Annotated in this window: 15 protein-coding genes; 8 read left to right on the top strand and 7 right to left on the bottom strand. The window is 59.2% G+C overall.

What is annotated here, in order from left to right:
* The first annotated feature begins 3 nt into the window (after window positions 1–3).
* From C5687_RS15795 to hycI, 4 genes are read left to right on the top strand one after another with little or no spacing between them, the layout of a single operon-like run.
* The gene (locus C5687_RS15795; RefSeq protein ID WP_104557319.1) at window positions 4–546 is read left to right on the top strand and encodes a formate hydrogenlyase complex iron-sulfur subunit; all 543 of its coding nucleotides are present in this window, start codon (window positions 4–6) and stop codon (window positions 544–546) included.
* Window positions 546–1,313: an NADH-quinone oxidoreductase subunit B family protein gene (locus C5687_RS15790; protein ID WP_104557318.1), complete on the top strand. Its 768-nt coding sequence runs from the start codon at window positions 546–548 to the stop codon at window positions 1,311–1,313. Before C5687_RS15795 ends, C5687_RS15790 begins: the two co-directional genes overlap by 1 nt.
* Window positions 1,310–1,720 carry a formate hydrogenlyase maturation HycH family protein gene (locus C5687_RS15785; protein ID WP_104557317.1) on the top strand — a complete coding sequence of 137 codons (411 nt, stop codon included), beginning with the start codon at window positions 1,310–1,312 and terminating at the stop codon, window positions 1,718–1,720. Before C5687_RS15790 ends, C5687_RS15785 begins: the two co-directional genes overlap by 4 nt.
* Window positions 1,713–2,168, top strand: coding sequence for a hydrogenase maturation peptidase HycI (hycI, locus tag C5687_RS15780; protein WP_104557316.1), 456 nt, complete (start codon window positions 1,713–1,715; stop codon window positions 2,166–2,168). Before C5687_RS15785 ends, hycI begins: the two co-directional genes overlap by 8 nt.
* Window positions 2,169–2,249: 81 nt before the next feature.
* On the opposite strand, the gene C5687_RS15775 is transcribed toward hycI, so the two are convergent.
* Together C5687_RS15775 and ascF are read right to left on the bottom strand one after the other, a co-directional pair.
* The gene (locus tag C5687_RS15775) at window positions 2,250–3,674 is read right to left on the bottom strand and encodes a 6-phospho-beta-glucosidase (protein ID WP_047959333.1); all 1,425 of its coding nucleotides are present in this window, start codon (window positions 3,672–3,674) and stop codon (window positions 2,250–2,252) included.
* A gap of 18 nt (window positions 3,675–3,692) precedes the next feature.
* On the bottom strand, window positions 3,693–5,144 hold the full coding sequence (gene ascF / locus C5687_RS15770) for a PTS cellobiose/arbutin/salicin transporter subunit IIBC (protein WP_104557315.1): 1,452 nt from the start codon (window positions 5,142–5,144) through the stop codon (window positions 3,693–3,695).
* A gap of 214 nt (window positions 5,145–5,358) precedes the next feature.
* Between ascF and C5687_RS15765 the strand changes: the two genes are divergently transcribed.
* From C5687_RS15765 to C5687_RS15750, 4 genes are all read left to right on the top strand, one after another.
* A complete protein-coding gene (locus C5687_RS15765; RefSeq protein WP_104557314.1) occupies window positions 5,359–6,372 on the top strand; it encodes a LacI family DNA-binding transcriptional regulator in 1,014 nt (337 codons plus the stop codon).
* A gap of 134 nt (window positions 6,373–6,506) precedes the next feature.
* The gene (gene hydN / locus C5687_RS15760; protein ID WP_104557313.1) at window positions 6,507–7,052 is read left to right on the top strand and encodes an electron transport protein HydN; all 546 of its coding nucleotides are present in this window, start codon (window positions 6,507–6,509) and stop codon (window positions 7,050–7,052) included.
* A gap of 6 nt (window positions 7,053–7,058) precedes the next feature.
* On the top strand, window positions 7,059–9,275 hold the full coding sequence (hypF, locus tag C5687_RS15755) for a carbamoyltransferase HypF (RefSeq protein ID WP_104557312.1): 2,217 nt from the start codon (window positions 7,059–7,061) through the stop codon (window positions 9,273–9,275).
* A gap of 1 nt (window position 9,276) precedes the next feature.
* Window positions 9,277–10,299 (top strand): HoxN/HupN/NixA family nickel/cobalt transporter, encoded by a 1,023-nt coding sequence (locus C5687_RS15750; protein ID WP_104557311.1) that lies wholly within the window; start codon window positions 9,277–9,279, stop codon window positions 10,297–10,299.
* On the opposite strand, the gene C5687_RS15745 is transcribed toward C5687_RS15750, so the two are convergent.
* The 5 genes from C5687_RS15745 to srlR all read right to left on the bottom strand — a co-directional run bounded on the left by C5687_RS15745 (window position 10,272) and on the right by srlR (window position 15,902).
* A complete protein-coding gene (locus C5687_RS15745; RefSeq protein ID WP_104557310.1) occupies window positions 10,272–11,936 on the bottom strand; it encodes an SgrR family transcriptional regulator in 1,665 nt (554 codons plus the stop codon). The genes C5687_RS15750 and C5687_RS15745 overlap by 28 nt on opposite strands.
* Before the next feature lie 131 nt (window positions 11,937–12,067).
* Window positions 12,068–13,558 (bottom strand): N-acetylglucosamine-specific PTS transporter subunit IIBC, encoded by a 1,491-nt coding sequence (gene nagE, locus C5687_RS15740; protein ID WP_104557309.1) that lies wholly within the window; start codon window positions 13,556–13,558, stop codon window positions 12,068–12,070.
* A gap of 217 nt (window positions 13,559–13,775) precedes the next feature.
* Window positions 13,776–13,934 (bottom strand): hypothetical protein, encoded by a 159-nt coding sequence (locus C5687_RS24905; RefSeq protein WP_202911299.1) that lies wholly within the window; start codon window positions 13,932–13,934, stop codon window positions 13,776–13,778.
* 236 nt (window positions 13,935–14,170) lie between these two features.
* Window positions 14,171–15,136 (bottom strand): arabinose-5-phosphate isomerase GutQ, encoded by a 966-nt coding sequence (gutQ, locus tag C5687_RS15735; RefSeq protein ID WP_104557308.1) that lies wholly within the window; start codon window positions 15,134–15,136, stop codon window positions 14,171–14,173.
* Window positions 15,129–15,902: a glucitol operon DNA-binding transcriptional repressor SrlR gene (gene srlR / locus C5687_RS15730; protein WP_025757113.1), complete on the bottom strand. Its 774-nt coding sequence runs from the start codon at window positions 15,900–15,902 to the stop codon at window positions 15,129–15,131. Before srlR ends, gutQ begins: the two co-directional genes overlap by 8 nt.
* Window positions 15,903–15,946: the final 44 nt, after the last annotated feature.

Genomic DNA, 15,946 nt, shown 5'->3' with positions numbered 1-15,946 from the left:
GCCATGTTTACCTTTATCAAAAAAGTGATCAAAACCGGTGTGCAAACCAGCCGCTATCCGCTGGAGGCGATGCCGGTCGATAAAAACTATCGCGGCAAGCCGGAGCATAACCCGCAGCAGTGCATCGGCTGCGCGGCCTGCGTCAACGCCTGTCCATCGAATGCCTTAACGGTGGAAACGGATCTTAAAACCGGCGAGCTGGCCTGGCAGTTTAACCTCGGGCGCTGCATCTTTTGCGGCCGCTGCGAAGAGGTCTGCCCGACGGTCGCCATTCGTTTGTCGCAGGAATACGAGCTGGCGGTATGGAAGAAAGAAGATTTCCTCCAGCAGTCGCGCTTTGACCTGTGCCACTGCCGCGTCTGCAGGCGTCCGTTCGCCGTGCAAAAAGAGATCGACTACGCGATTGCACTGCTGCAGCACAACGGTGACGCCCGCGCGGAACACCATCGGGAAAGTTTTGAAACCTGTCCGGATTGTAAGCGGCAGAAATGCCTGCTGCCGTCCGACCGCATTGATATTACCCGCCATATGAGAGAGGCCAGCTGATGGACAATTTACTCGGCCCGCGCGACGCGAACGGCATCCCGGTGCCAATGACGGTGGACGAATCTATCGGCCTGATGAAGGCGTCGCTGCTGAAAAAAATCAAACGCTCGGCCTACGTCTACCGCGTGGACTGCGGCGGCTGCAACGGCTGCGAGATTGAGATCTTCGCCACCCTGTCACCGCTGTTTGACGCCGAGCGTTTCGGCATCAAAGTGGTGCCTTCTCCGCGTCATGCGGACATCCTGCTGTTTACCGGGGCGGTGACCCGCGCCATGCGCTCGCCGGCGCTGCGGGCCTGGCAGTCCGCGCCGGATCCGAAAATCTGCATCTCGTACGGGGCCTGCGGCAACAGCGGCGGTATCTTCCATGACCTCTACTGTGTGTGGGGCGGTACCGACAAAATCGTGCCGGTGGATGTCTACATTCCGGGCTGCCCGCCGACGCCTGCCGCAACGCTGTATGGCTTTGCGATGGCGCTTGGCCTGCTGGAGCAGAAAATCCACGCCCGCGAGCCGGGCGAGATCGACAACCAGCCTGCGGCCATTCTGCACCCGGACATGGTGCAGCCGCTGCGGGTGAAGGTCGACCGCACGGCGCGCAGGCTGGCGGGCTATCGCTATGGCCGCCAGATTGCCGACGATTATCTGCGCCTGCTGAGCCAGGGCGAGCATCAGGTCACACGCTGGCTGGAGGCGGAAAACGATCCGCGTCTTAATGAGATTGTGGCGAACCTGAACAGCGTAGTGGATGAGGCGCGTATCCGATGAGTGAAACGGTGGTGTTCAGTCAGCTGAGCCGTAAGTTTATTGATGAGAACGATGCCACGCCGGATGCGGCGCAGCAGGTGGTCTATTACAGCCTGGCGATTGGGCATCACCTCGGGGTGATTGACTGCCTGGAAGCGGCGCTGAGCTGCCCGTGGTCTGACTATCTGGCGTGGATTGCCACGCTGGAGGAGGGCAGTCCGGCGCGGCGCAAAATGGAAGGCGTGCCGAAGTACGGTGAGATCGTCATCGACGCCAACCACATTGCGATGCTCGCCAACGCCTTTGACGCGGCGCTGGGCAGGCAAACCCCCGTGCAGCAGGCATGGAGCAAAACGCTGCTCGGCATGCTGCATGATATTCATCAGGAGAGCGCCATCTACCTGATGGTGAGGAGATTACGTGACTGACGTTTTACTGTGTGTCGGCAACAGCATGATGGGCGACGACGGCGCGGGCCCGCTGCTGGCGGAGATGTGCGCCGCGAACCCGCAGGGCAACTGGGTGGTGATAGACGGCGGCAGCGCGCCGGAAAACGACGTGGTCGCCATTCGCGAGCTGCGCCCGGAGAGACTGTTAATCGTCGATGCCACCGATATGGGGCTCAATCCCGGCGAGATCCGCCTGATTGACCCGGACGATATCGCAGAGATGTTTATGATGACCACCCACAATATGCCGCTGAATTACCTGGTGGATCAGATCAAGGACGACGTGGGGGAGGTGCTGTTTCTGGGCATTCAGCCGGACATTGTCGGGTTTTATTACCCGATGACGCCGCCAGTGAAAGAGGCGGTGAGCGTGGTGTATTCACGGCTTGCCGGGTGGGTGGGGGACGGAGGATTTTCCCTGCTCTGAACAGCGCCCGGTGGCGCTACGCTTACCGGGCCTACGGTTTTGTAGGCCCGGTAAGGCGAAGCCGCCACCCGGCAAAACATGCTACGCCAGATCCGCCCCGTTACTCGCAATCACCTTCTTATACCACCAGAACGATTTCTTGCGCTTTCTGTCCAGCGTGCCGTTGCCGGCATCGTCACGGTCGACGTAGACAAACCCGTAGCGCTTGCTCATCTCCCCCGTTGAGGCCGACACCAGGTCAATGCAGCCCCAGGTGGTGTAACCCATCAGCGGCACGCCGTCCTCAATCGCGTCGCCCATCGCGCGGATATGCTCGCGCAGATAGCTGATGCGGTAGTCGTCGTTAATCTCGCCGTTTTCATCAATGACGTCTTTCGCTCCGAGGCCGTTTTCCACCAGGAACAGCGGCTTCTGATAGCGGTCGTACATCATGTTCATGGTGATGCGCAGGCCGAGCGGGTCGATGCCCCAGCCCCATTCGCTCACCTCAATGTGCGGGTTGCGCAGGGATTTCACGATGTTCGCCGCGCTGGTGTTGCCCGCGTTCATGTCTGCCGACGCGCAGCGCGAGGCGTAATAGCTGAACGAGACAAAATCGACGGTGTTTTTCAGCAGTTCGTCATCGCCCGGATCTTTAACAATCACCACCCCTTTTTCGCGGAACACGCGGGCAGAGTAGGCCGGATAGCGGCCGCGCGCCTGCACGTCGATAAAGAACAGGTTCTCGCGGTCTTTCTCCAGCGCCATCCATACGTCTTCCGGCTTGCAGGAGTAAGGGTAGAAGTTCCCACCCGCCAGCATGCAGCCGACCTGGTTTTCCGGGTTCACCTCATGGGCGATTTTGGTCGCCAGCGCGCTTGCCACCAGCTCGTGGTGCGCGGCCTGGTATTTCACCTGGTCTTCGTTTTCACCTTCTTCAAACACCAGCCCCGCACCGGAGAACGGGCTGTGCAGCATGATGTTGATTTCGTTGAAGGTCAGCCAGTATTTCACCAGCCCGTTAAACTCTTCAAAGCAGGTGCGGGCGTAGCGGGCGAAGAAATCCACCATCTTGCGGTTGCGCCAGGATCCGTACTCCGTTACCAGGTGCATCGGCACGTCGAAGTGGCAGAGGGTCACCAGCGGCTCGATGTTGTACTTTTTGCACTCTTCAAACACTGCGCGGTAGAAGGCAATGCCCTCTTTATTGGGCAGTGGTTCGTCGCCGTTCGGGTAGAGGCGGCTCCAGGCAATCGAGGTGCGGAACACCGTAAAGCCCATCTCCGCCATCAGGGCGATGTCTTCTTTATAGCGATGGTAAAAATCAATCGCCTCGTGGCTCGGGTAGAACTCGTCGTCACGCAGCGAAAAACGCTTTTCCTTACCGAGCTTTACCGCCAGGCGATTCGCGCCGTGGGGGATCATATCGACCGTGGTCAGTCCCTTGCCGCCTTCACGGTAAGCCCCTTCACTCTGGTTGGCGGCAAGCGCGCCGCCCCATAAAAATCCTTGTGGAAAAACAGACATTCTTACCTCGCTTTCAATTTATGCTTTTGCTGCGTTGTTCGGTACCGGTGCGCTCTGCAGGGCACGCGCTTTTTCGGCGTCGTCTTCGACCGGGATATCCTCAAACCCTAAAAGCAGGGTCAGAACAAACGACAGCACCACTGCCAGACCCATCACGCCAAACACCCAGACGATGGTCATCGGGTTTGCCGGGTCAAAGAACTGCACGCTGGTAAACAGCCCCGGCGCGGCCATTGAGTGGCTGGCAAGCCCGGCGATACCGGCCACCGCGCCGCAGATAAAGCCGCTTATCAGGCTGGCAATCAGCGGGCGTTTCAGACGGATAGCGACGCCGTACAGGGCCGGTTCAGAGATCCCCGCCATAATGGCAGAGGCTGCCGCCGCCAGCGCCGTCTGGCGCAGTTCCGGGTTTTTAGTTTTCCACGCCACTGCCAGCGAAGAACCACCGAGCGACAGGTTGGCGCCGATCTCTGACGGCATGACCATCCCTTCTTTGCCCGTTTCGGCAATGGTCTGGATGATGGTCGGGGTAAACACGCGGTGCATCCCGGTCATTACCAGCAGCGGCCACAATGCGCCCATGATCGCCACGGAGAGCCAGCCCAGGTAGCCGTGAATGGTATATACCAGCGCGGAGATGGCGCTACCGATCCAGATCCCCAGCGGACCAATCAGCACGATGGCGAGCGGGGCGGCAATCAGCACGATCAGCATCGGCTTCAGGAAGTTTTTCGTCACCGCCGGGGTGATGCGATCCACCCAGCGTTCGATGTACGACAGGCACCAGGTCATCACCAGCGCCGGAATAACGGTGTAGGTGTATTTCACCGCGGTCACCGGAATAAAGGCGAACTCAACGTGTTCACCCTGCGCGGCTTTCGCCATCAGCTCGATAAAGCTCGGGTGGACCAGCACACCGGCAATGGCAATCGCCAGCGACATGTTGGTCTTGAATTTCACCGCTGCCGAGGCCGCCACCATCAGCGGCAGGAAGAAGAACGCGCCGTCGCCGATGACGGTCAAAATGGTGAGCGTCGGTGCGCCTTTTGGCAGCACGCCGGTCATCTCAAGGATCATCGCCAGCAGTTTAACCATCGAACCGCCGATGATCGCCGGGATCAGTGGGGACATGGTGCCGATCAGCGCGTCGAGGATCCCGGCGCCAATGCGGCGCAACGTCAACTTCTGCGGCCCTTCCGGCTCCTCGGGCTGCAGGTCAGTCGGCAGCAGGCTCACCACCTCGCGATACGCCTGAGAGACGGTATTGCCAATGATCACCTGGCACTGGTTGTCGTTGCGCACGACGCCGAGCACGCCGCTGATGCTTTTCAGGCGCGCCGCGTCGATAAGGCTTTCGTCTTTCAGAACGAAGCGCAGACGCGTCATGCAGTGGGTGAGGGCGACGATGTTCTCTTTGCCGCCCAGCGCGCTGACCACGTCGTTCGCCAGCGCTGCGTAATTTTTGGCCATCGGATGAGATCCTGTTATCGTTGTGAGAAATGTAGGAAACCGGTTCCACATAATCATCATGAGTTTTTATGGATGAAACAAGATCGCTTTTTGACCATATTTTCGTTTCGTGATGCAGATCGCAATGAAGTGCTGAAAGCGTGATTTTGCCGCTGCGACAATTTTTCCGCAGTGCAGTACACTGCGGTCCATCAGATTCAGACGGAATAACAACATGACCACGATGCTTGAAGTGGCGAAGCGGGCAGGCGTTTCGAAGGCCACGGTGTCCCGGGTGCTGTCGGGAAATGGCTACGTCAGCCAGGAGACCAAAGACCGGGTGTTTCAGGCCATTGAAGAGAGCGGCTATCGCCCGAATTTACTGGCGCGCAACCTGGCGACCAAACGTACCCAGACGCTGGGGCTGGTGGTGACCAACACCTTGTATCACGGCGTCTACTTCAGCGAACTGCTGTTTCACGCCGCGCGCATGACGGAAGAAAAAGGGCGGCAGCTGATCCTCGCCGACGGCAAGCACAGCGCTGATGAGGAGCGCGAAGCGATCCAGTACCTGCTCGATATGCGCTGCGACGCGGTGATTATCTATCCGCGTTTCCTGAGTGTGGAAGAGATGGATGAGATCGTCGAGAAGTGCGAGCAGCCCATTATGGTGCTCAACCGCCGCCTGCGGAAAAACAGCAGCCACTGCGTCTGGTCCGATCATAAAGCCTCGAGCCAGGATGCGGTGGCGCAGCTGATTGCGAAAGGGCACCGGGAGATTGCGTTTATCACCGGCTCGCTGGATTCCCCCACCGGGGTTGAGCGTCTCTCAGGCTACAAGGACGCCCTGGCGCAGCACGGCATTCCGCTGCGCGAAGGGCTGATTGCGCAGGGGAAGTGGAACCCGGCCAGCGGCGCGGCGGCGGTGGCCGAACTGCTTGCGCGCGGTGAACGCTTTACCGCGCTGGTGGCGAGTAATGACGATATGGCAATCGGTGCCATGAAGCAGCTGCACGACAGCGGCGTTGCGACACCGGGGGCGGTGTCGGTGATCGGTTTCGACGATGTGGCGATAGCCCCTTACATCGTGCCGTCGCTCTCCAGCGTGCGCATACCGGTGACGGAGATGATCAAAGAGACCATCAGCCGCCTGATCTTCATGCTCGACGGCGGTGAGTTTAAATATCAGCAAACCTTCTCCGGTGAGCTGGTCCTGCGTGACTCGGTTATTGACGGCCCGCACCGCTGATGTCGACAGCTGTCATCGTCACAAATGACGATGACAGCCCCGGTGTCGATTATAAAATTGCGATAAATCAAAGCGTTAATAATTGGCACGGTTTATGAATATCTCCGCGCATAACTGTAATGCTGGAGAAGCAGATGAACCGTTTTATTATGGCCGATGCCAGTAAGTGTATTGGTTGCCGTACCTGCGAAGTGGCGTGCGTGGTTTCCCATCAGGCGGATCAGGATTGCGCGTCGCTCACCCCTGAGACGTTTTTACCGCGCATCCACGTCATTAAAGCCGTGAATATTTCCACCGCCGCTATCTGCCGTCAGTGCGAAGATGCTCCGTGCGCCAACGTCTGCCCGAACGGGGCGATCGCGCGTGAAAAAGGGTTTGTGCATGTGATGCAGGAGCGCTGTATTGGCTGCAAAACCTGCGTGGTTGCCTGCCCGTATGGCGCGATGGAAGTGGTGGTTCGTCCGGTCGTGCGTAACAGCGGCATGGGACTGAACGTGCGGGCGGAGAAAGCCGAAGCCAATAAATGTGACCTCTGCTACCACCGCGAAGCCGGCCCGGCCTGTATGGAAGCCTGCCCGACCCACGCGCTGGTCTGCGTGGATCGCGATAAGCTTGAGCAGATGAGCGCCGAGAAGCGCCGTCGCGCGGCGTTCGACACGTCGTCATCGCTGTTGTTCTGAGTCGTTATGAGCGGTAACGGCATCCAGCTGCGGGTGCGTGGCAAGGTGCAGGGCGTGGGGTTTCGTCCCTTCGTCTGGCAGCTTGCGCAGGCGCTGCAGTTGACCGGCGATGTCTGCAACGACGGAGAGGGCGTGCTGGTGCGCCTCGCGGGTAATGGGGGGCATTTCACCGCGAGGCTGCGCCAGGACTGCCCGCCGCTGGCACGCATCGACAGTATCGACACGCAGCCCTTCACCTGGACGCATGTGCCGGAGGCATTCACCATCCGCCACAGCGCGGGTGGGACGATGGACACCCAGATTGTACCGGATGCTGCCACGTGTCCCGCCTGTCTGGCGGAGATGAACGATCCGCACGAGCGCCGTTACCGCTACCCGTTTATCAACTGTACCCACTGCGGCCCGCGTTTCACCATTATTCGCGCCATGCCCTATGACCGTCCGGCCACGGCAATGGCGCCATTCCCGCTCTGCCCGCCGTGTGAGGCGGAGTATCGCCATCCCGCGGACCGACGTTTTCACGCCCAGCCGGTCGCCTGCCCGGACTGTGGTCCCGCGCTTGAGTGGCGGGCAGGGGACGTTACTGCTGTCCGCGAGGCTGCGCTGCGCGCGGCGGTGCAGATGCTGAAAAGCGGCGGTATTGTCGCCATCAAAGGTCTGGGGGGCTTTCACCTCGCCTGTGATGCACTCAACCCGCGGGCGGTGGCGAGGCTGCGGGCACGCAAACAGCGGCCAGCAAAACCGCTGGCAGTGATGATCCTAAACGCGGATGGGTTACCTGAGTCGGTTCAGACGTTGTTATGTTCACCCGCCGCACCCATCGTGCTCACGCCAACAGCATGGCTGCCCGCCTTCCCGGAAGGTATCGCGCCGGGTCTGGACACCGTGGGCATCATGCTTCCTGCGAACCCGCTGCAGCATCTTCTGATGATGGACTGCCAGCGCCCGCTGGTGATGACCTCCGGCAATCTCAGCGGCAGACCGCCTGCCCTCACCAACCAGCAGGCACTGGATGAGCTCAGCGACATCGCGGACGGCTTCCTGCTGCATAACCGTGACATCCTGCAACGGATGGACGATTCAGTGATGGATCGGGACGGTGTGATGCTGCGCCGCGCGCGTGGTTTTGTGCCGGATGCCATCACGTTACCTGCCGGGTTCGAAAATATTCCCGCCATGATATGCACCGGGGCGGATATGAAAAACACCTTCTGCCTGGTGCGCGGAAACCAGGCGGTGCTGAGTCAGCATTTTGGCGATCTCAGTGACGACGGTGTGGAAGCGCAATGGCGTTCAGCGCTGTCGGTGATGCAGGGCATTTACGCCTTTCAGCCGGAGCGCGTCGTGTGCGATGCCCATCCGGGATACCGCGCTCGCCAGTGGGCGCAAGCGCAGGCATTGCCTCTTGAAAATGTGCATCACCATCACGCCCACGCGGCGGCGTGCCTGGCCGAAAACGGCTGGCCGCTCGATGGCGGAGACGCTATCGCCCTGACGCTGGACGGGATCGGCATGGGTGAAAACGGTGAGCTGTGGGGCGGAGAGTGCCTGCGGGTGAACTATCTTACCTGCGAACGTCTGGGGGGGCTGCCGGCCGTGGCGCTACCGGGTGGCGATCTCGCGGCCCGGCAGCCGTGGCGAAATCTCCTCGCCCACTGTCTGGCGTTTGTCCCTGACTGGCAGCACTACCCGGAAACGCGTGCGGTACAACGCCAGAACTGGCCGCTGCTGGCAAAGGCTATCCAGCGCGGCATCAATGCGCCGCGGGCGTCGTCGTGCGGTCGCCTGTTTGACGCCATCGCCTGCGCACTGGGTATCGAAACCCAATCCTGGGAAGGGGAAGCCGCCTGTCGGCTCGAAGCCCTGGCGTCGCAGTGCGAAGGCGCTGTGCATCCGGTCACGCTGTCGGTGGATAATCTTTCCCTCTTCTGGCAGCAATGGCTGGCGTGGCAGGCGGAACCCAGCGTGCGCGCCTGGGCGTTTCACGACGCGCTGGCAAAAGGGCTGGCGGAGCTCGCCGCGTTTCATGCCCGACGCTTGTCGCTGACCACGGTGTGTTTCAGCGGCGGCGTGTTGCATAACCGTCTGCTGCGCGCGCGTCTGCGTCATTATCTTTCTGACTTTACGCTTCTTTTTCCTTCGCGCCTGCCCGCAGGTGACGGAGCGATCTCCTTCGGGCAGGCGGTGGTCGCCGCTGCCCGGTCATGTTCACAAAGGATTTAAAATGTTACGACTCTTACGCAATGAACCTCGCGCCGCGCTTCTGCTGCTGGCTCTGGTAATGGCAAACCTGCTGGCCTGGGGATGGGCATGGCACACCTTCAGCGACAGCACGGCGCTGATGGCGGCAAGCCTGCTGGCCTGGTGCTACGGACTGCGTCATGCGGTGGATGCCGACCACATTGCGGCCATCGATACCGTGACGCGTAAGATGATGCAGCAGGGAAAACGCCCGTCCGGCGTCGGGGCCTGGTTCTCGCTGGGGCACTCTACCATTGTGGTGCTGGCCTCCATTGCCATTGCCGCGACCGCCACGGCGTTTCAGAAGAATATGGCGTGGTTTCACGAGACCGGCAGCCTGATTGGCACGGCGGTGTCGGCGACCTTCCTGCTGGCAATGGCGCTGGTGAATATGGTGATCCTGCGCGGCGTGTGGCGCAGTTTCCAGGCGCTGAAAAACGGCAAGCCCGTGCAGGGGGAGATTGCGCTTCCGGCGCAGGGCGGGGTGATGAACTGGCTGTTCGGCGCGACGTTCCGCCTGGTCAACAAAAGCTGGCAGATGTACCTGGTCGGTTTTCTGTTTGGCCTGGGGTTTGATACCGCTACCGAGATTGGCGTGCTGGGTATTTCTGCCGCCAGCGCCTCAAACGGCATGTCGGTGTGGTCCATCATGGTCTTCCCGGCGCTCTTCGCCAGCGGCATGGCGCTGGTGGATACTCTCGACAATTTGCTGATGGTGGGGGCCTACGGCTGGGCGTTTAACAAGCCACAGCGCAAGCTTTACTACAACATGACCATCACCGGCACCTCCGTGGTGGTGGCGCTGTTTATCGGCGGGCTGGAAGCGTTGGGTCTGCTGATGGACAAATTTGCCCTCAGCGGCGGCGTCTGGGATGTGATTGGCGCGGTGAACGACAACCTGGGCAACGCCGGGTTTGTGGTCGTCGGGCTGTTTGTCGCCTGCTGGCTGATCTCGATGGTCAACTACCGCTGGCGCGGCTACGACGCGCTGGTGGTACGTTCCTGAGCTGGCGGCAGCCAGGCGCGGGTAAAATCGAGCCAGCCGCTGGCGGTCAGCACAATGTCCTGCACGTTTTCCAGGGTATTAAGACGATAGCGGTAGTGGAACAGCGGCGTGCAGGCGCCGCTTTCAAGTAAGGACTGGAAGAAAGACGGCAGCGCTGTTTGCAGGCTCTCCTCGCTTTCGCAATAGCGCATCAGGGTCTGCTTCGCTTTTTGCCACGGACCCTGCCCCAGGGCGGTGGCCCAGGCTGGCTCTTCAGTAAACCACTCTGCCAGCGCAAAGACCGGTATTTCGCCCGCCAGATAATCCCCCAGTAAGATATCCGCCTGCGTCAGCGCGTCGGGGACATGCCACGCCTCACGATCTTTCCTGTGGATGATCAGCTCGCAGCCGCGCTTTTTCAGGCGTGTTTGCAGCATACTGGCAAGCTCGCACAGCTCAGGCGTGTGATAGCAAACCAGCGACAGGGTGGCGGGAAGCGTCACGTCGGACGCTTCCGGAAATACGGGGGTCGTGATGCCGGGAAGAATTTCCGTGCGGGTGTCGACATCATCCCGGTGGATGTTCTGCTGATTAATCTGCTGAATTTCCTGACGCAGCCAGGCCGCCAGCGGCTGCGGCAACCCGACGTTGAGCATCAGCCAGGCAAAGCCACTGCTGATGGAGGTAACGGACCCCCGGGCATTTTCGCCTTTCCCTACGGTTATCCAGGCGGTTTTTTCCGTCTCGCTGCGGGTTCGCCAGAACTCGATCGCATGCAGCAGCGGGTGCGCCGCAAAGTACCACGGCTGGCGCTCAAGGCGCAGGTAGTGCGAATGATGATGGGCGATAGCAAAGGGACCAGCGCCAATACCCGGCTGTTGCGGATGCGGCAGGCGACAGGCGTGATGCGCCAGACGATGGGCCAGCATGGCATCGGGTGCGGTGAGTGCGATCTCCAGACACCAGGGGGCGACAAGCGATACCTGAGTAACGTGTGCGAGCCCTGCGCTGCGGGCCGGGTCGGCCAGCAGCTGGTGCAGCGCGCTGAGAATATCTTCATCACTGATGGCCTGCCCGTTATGCCAGTGCGCGCCGCTGCGCAGGTAGAAGCGCCAGCGCAGTTTGTCATCATCAATTTCCCAGTGATGGGCTAAATCCGCTACCGGCTGCGGGTGGCCGGGCGCGTAGCGCGTCAGCCCCGCGTGAACCGCGCAGATAATATGCTGTTCGGCACGGCGGCGCTGAAGAGACGGATCAAGCGACGTGAGGGCGCGGTACCAGGGTATGCGCAGCGTCGGCTGATGTTTTAACCATTTACCGCCTAAAAACGGGGTGATGATGTGATGCAGGCTGGCCGGATCACCGTCTGCCAGCTGCAGCGCGCTCTGGTAATCCCCTTTCTCCAGACAGGCGTGCATCAGTGGCGCGCTCAGTTCGCTGGTGGTCGCCAGGCAATGCAGGATGGCCCGATGCCCGCGTCCCGGCTGGGCGTTCCAGCTTAGCCAGCCGCTCTGCGCCAGCTGGCGCAGCAGGGTGCGCGCGTGGCGTTCGCTGCACACTGCCACCTCCGCCACTTCCGCGATGGTGGTCGGCTTTGGCGCAGCACCGTAATGCTGATAAAGCCGTTGATACTGACGGATTTTCTGAAGCTGGCGCATAGCGACGTTCCGGTGACGATAGGGGATGTTGAGAGTGTAGGGTGTTTTGCGGAATAAATAAGGTCTGGATAGATGAAGTGTTCCGGTTTTATTCCCTCTCCTGTGTGGAGAGGGAACAGGAACGCTCAGCGTCAGGCTTCTGTCTGTGCCCGAATCTTCAGGGCAATGCTTTCAGCCTGAGGGCCGAGTATGACCTGCGCATTCTGAGTACCCATTTTCAGAATACCTTTGGCACCCAGCGCTTTCAGCGCAGGTTCATCCAGCACGCTGTTATCCACCAGCGTCAGGCGCAAGCGGGTAATGCAGGCGTCGACACTCTTCAGGTTTTCTTTACCGCCCAACGCCACGATGTACCGGGCAATGGCCTCGCTTTGATCGTCAGACCCACCCGTGATGGTGTCCTCCTCCTCGCGTCCCGGCGTTTTCAGCTTAAAGACGCGGATCGCGAAGGTGAACACGACAAAATAGATCGCGAAGAACAGCACAATCAGCGGGATTAAGATCCACGGCTTCGTGGCAAGTCCCCAGTTAAGCACAAAGTCGATCAACCCGGCTGAGAAACCAAAGCCGTGCAGCACGCCGAGGCTGTTGGCGATCACCATGCTGACACCCGCAAGGACTGCATGCAGGGCATACAGGGCCGGTGCGAGGAACAGGAAGGAGAACTCAATCGGTTCGGTGATGCCGGTCAGGAAGGCCGTCAGCGCAACAGAGAGCAGCATCCCGCCTACGGCTGAACGGCGGGCTTTCGGCGCGGCAAAATACATCGCCAGCGCAGCCCCCGGCAGACCGCCCATAAAGATCGGGTATGCCCAGGCCATGTAAACGCCGGCATGCGGGTCACCTGCGAAGAAGCGGTTAAGGTCGCCACGGGTCAGGTCGGTGGCAATCTGGGTGACAGAGGACCCCTCGATGCCCGGTACGGCACCGCCGACCACCAGACCTTTCACCACATCCGGTGCGAGACAGATGTTATGTACCGCACTTGCGGCGTCATAGGTGACCTTCAGACAGTCGCCGAGGCTAAACCAGAAGACGGAGTGCAGAATGTAGTGCAGGCCAAACGGAATCAACGCGCGGTTGAGCACCCCATAGATAAACCAGCCCGGTTCGCCGCTGTGGGAAACGAGCAGGCTGAAGGTATCAATCCCGTGCTGCACGGAAGGCCAGACGTAGCCGCACACCCAGGCGATGAACAGGCAGATAAGCCCGGTCACGATCGGGACCAGCCGCTTGCCCGCAAAGAAGGCGAGGAAGTCCGGCAGTTTGGTATTCGAGAAGCGGTTATAGCAGTGGCCTGCGACCACGCCAGCAATAATCCCTGCGAAAAAGGACATGTTAATGGATGCGTTAATGACCGCCGTGGCTTTGGTCAGCACCAGGAAGCCGACGGCACCGGCAAGGGCGGCCGCGCCCGCGTTGTCTTTAGCCAGACCAATGGCGATGCCAAGGGCAAAAAGTAGCGGTAAGCTGTCGAAAATACCGCCCCCCGCACTGGCAATAAAGGGAATATTAAAAACATCGGGCTGACCGAGACGTAATAAGATCGCCGCCACAGGCAGCGTGGCGATGGGCAACATCAGGGCTTTACCCAGACGCTGCAAATAACTAAATGCATTCATGAGAGTGGGTTCCAGTAAAACTTAATTCACATCGAAAAATAACAGTTTTTATTTTAATGAGAAAGCAGGATGGATGAAATTGTGATGCAGCATAAATTAATTTAATTATATTTGTTCAGCTAATTTATATTTAAATAAACAATGATGAATTGAATTATTTGTTCCGCTTTTTGCCGGGTTGCGCTGGGCATACCCGGCCTGTAAGCTCTGGGCGCACTCATTTTTTAGGGGCGCTCACGGGCATCATCAGTTCGCGCAGACACTCAATGCGCGCCTCCGGGCTCAGGTAGAGCCAGCGAAACAATATATGCTCTGATTTTTTAACCTGCTTAAAATAGGTTGAAAGATAGTGTAGTTCTTTAGTGAAAGTCGCCATGGGAGGTCTCCGGCTGAGTAATTAATAATCAGACTAAGCCGGAATCAGGGAATAAAACAGGTTGATGTTTTACACCTGTTCCGCATTTAAACCGTTATGGACAGAATAAATAAGGGATTAATAATGATTTACCTAATATGTATTTACTTCATGAATAAAATGCGTAAAAGAAAGCGGGCTCCTGAGATGGACGTCGCCAGCCGACACCGACTGGCGAAGCGCCATGGACTGAAGCGTTAGATGATCCCGGCCTGGTAGAAATCCTGCAGGTTGATGGCGCCGCACAGTTTGCCGGCGTCATCCACCACCGGCGCGGCGGTGATTTTGCGTTTCATCAGGCTCTCTTTGGCCTCAATAGCGCGGCTCTCAGCGTTCAGCGTTAGCCCGCCCCGGGTCATCGCTTCTGACACCTGGGATTCCAGCTTGCCGCCACCCACCAGCCAGCGCCTAAGGTCGCCGTCGGTAAAGACGCCCTTCACAAAGCCCTCGTTGTCACACACCGCCACCAGGCCCAGGCCGGTGCGGCTGAGTTCCAGCATCGCGTCCATAACGCTGGTATCGAGCTTAACCTGCGGAATGGCATCGTCGGTGCGCATCAGATGGTGCACTTTATTGAGCAGTCGTGCGCCGAGCGCGCCCGCCGGATGCGAACGGGCAAAATCTTCTTCGTTAAAGCCGCGCGCCTGCATTACCGCCATGGCCAGCGCGTCGCCCATCATCAGCGTGTTAACGGTACTGGAAGTGGGGGCGAGATGCATCGGACAGGCTTCGCGCTCCACGGAAATATCCAGCGTCGCTTTGGCGGCCAGCGCCAGTGGCGAGCGGGATTTTCCGGTCATCGCCAGCAGAGCGACCGCCTTTTCCTGCAGGCGCGGAATGATGAGATCCAGCTCTTTGGCTGAACCGGAGTAAGAGATAAACAGCATCACGTCGCGGCTTTCGATCATCCCCAGATCGCCGTGCAGCGCTTCTGCCGGATGCACGAAGAACGCCGGTGTCCCGGTGCTGGCCAGGGTCGCGGCAATCTTCTTGCCAATATGGCCGGATTTGCCGATCCCGGAGACAATCACCTTTCCTTCGCACTGGATAATGGTGTTGGCCGCGCGCACAAACTCATCGCCCAGACGCTCCGGCAGGCGGCTGGCTTCCTGCAGTTCCAGCATCAGGGTCTGGCGGCCAGCGTTTAACAGAAAATCACTCATCTTTCTCTCCGGTTACGATCACGTCGATGCCTTTCTCTTCCAGCGCTTTTTTGAACGCCGGGTCGATACCTGCGTCGGTAATCAGTTTGTCGACGCTTTCCAGGCTGCAGACAATGTTGGGGCTTTTACGGCCAAACTTCGACGAGTCCGCCATTAAAATCACTTCCCGCGCGGCGTTACACATCGCTTTGCTGACGTTGAACACCTCGTTGAAGGTGGTGACGCCCGCGTTCAGGTCGATGCCGTCGGTCCCCATAAACAGTTTATCGAAGCTGAAGTGGTCGAAGGCGTTCTCGGCCAGCTGCCCGTGAAACGACGCGGATTTCTTACGGAAGGTACCGCCGGGCATCAGGATGGTCTGCTCGCTGTCAAACTCTGACAGGGCGTTGACGATGTGCAGACTGTTAGTCATCACGGTGATGTTATTAAAGCGGCTGAGCAGGGGGATCATCTGCAGCACGGTGCTGCCTGCATCCAGAATAATAGAGTCGCCATCGTGGATAAATTTTACCGCCGCTTCGGCAATCTGCGCCTTCTGGTGGGTGTTGATCAGCGTTTTGTGATCGATGGGCGGGTCCGCTTCGTCTTTGTTGAGCACCACGCCGCCGTAGGTTCGGATGACGGCGCCAGAATTTTCGAGCAATACCAGGTCCTTGCGTATTGTCGTGCCGGTAGTGTCAAAGTAGTGGGCCAGATCGTCTACCGAGCATTTTCCCTGCTTTTGCAGATACTCGAGAATGGCCGCCTGCCGCTGACGAGGTTTCATAGGCGCTTCGTTCCTTAGGTTGCGAAATGATAATTTCGCAAGGT

This window comes from Enterobacter sichuanensis, from assembly GCF_002939185.1.
Lineage (GTDB): Bacteria > Pseudomonadota > Gammaproteobacteria > Enterobacterales > Enterobacteriaceae > Enterobacter > Enterobacter sichuanensis.
Note: the sequence above shows the minus strand (reverse complement) of the source record. Positions and strands in the feature narration are given on the sequence as shown.

What these genes read in the sequence shown, in the direction of transcription:
- C5687_RS15785 (WP_104557317.1), top strand. Translation starts at nt 1,310, where the DNA reads ATGAGTGAAACGGTGGTGTTCAGTCAGCTGAGCCGTAAGTTTATTGAT.
- hydN (WP_104557313.1), top strand. Translation starts at nt 6,507, where the DNA reads ATGAACCGTTTTATTATGGCCGATGCCAGTAAGTGTATTGGTTGCCGT.
- C5687_RS15795 (WP_104557319.1), top strand. Translation starts at nt 4, where the DNA reads ATGTTTACCTTTATCAAAAAAGTGATCAAAACCGGTGTGCAAACCAGC.
- C5687_RS24905 (WP_202911299.1), bottom strand. Translation starts at nt 13,934, where the DNA reads ATGGCGACTTTCACTAAAGAACTACACTATCTTTCAACCTATTTTAAG.
- C5687_RS15775 (WP_047959333.1), bottom strand. Translation starts at nt 3,674, where the DNA reads ATGTCTGTTTTTCCACAAGGATTTTTATGGGGCGGCGCGCTTGCCGCC.
- srlR (WP_025757113.1), bottom strand. Translation starts at nt 15,902, where the DNA reads ATGAAACCTCGTCAGCGGCAGGCGGCCATTCTCGAGTATCTGCAAAAG.
- gutQ (WP_104557308.1), bottom strand. Translation starts at nt 15,136, where the DNA reads ATGAGTGATTTTCTGTTAAACGCTGGCCGCCAGACCCTGATGCTGGAA.
- C5687_RS15745 (WP_104557310.1), bottom strand. Translation starts at nt 11,936, where the DNA reads ATGCGCCAGCTTCAGAAAATCCGTCAGTATCAACGGCTTTATCAGCAT.
- C5687_RS15790 (WP_104557318.1), top strand. Translation starts at nt 546, where the DNA reads ATGGACAATTTACTCGGCCCGCGCGACGCGAACGGCATCCCGGTGCCA.
- hypF (WP_104557312.1), top strand. Translation starts at nt 7,059, where the DNA reads ATGAGCGGTAACGGCATCCAGCTGCGGGTGCGTGGCAAGGTGCAGGGC.
- C5687_RS15750 (WP_104557311.1), top strand. Translation starts at nt 9,277, where the DNA reads ATGTTACGACTCTTACGCAATGAACCTCGCGCCGCGCTTCTGCTGCTG.
- ascF (WP_104557315.1), bottom strand. Translation starts at nt 5,144, where the DNA reads ATGGCCAAAAATTACGCAGCGCTGGCGAACGACGTGGTCAGCGCGCTG.
- C5687_RS15765 (WP_104557314.1), top strand. Translation starts at nt 5,359, where the DNA reads ATGACCACGATGCTTGAAGTGGCGAAGCGGGCAGGCGTTTCGAAGGCC.
- nagE (WP_104557309.1), bottom strand. Translation starts at nt 13,558, where the DNA reads ATGAATGCATTTAGTTATTTGCAGCGTCTGGGTAAAGCCCTGATGTTG.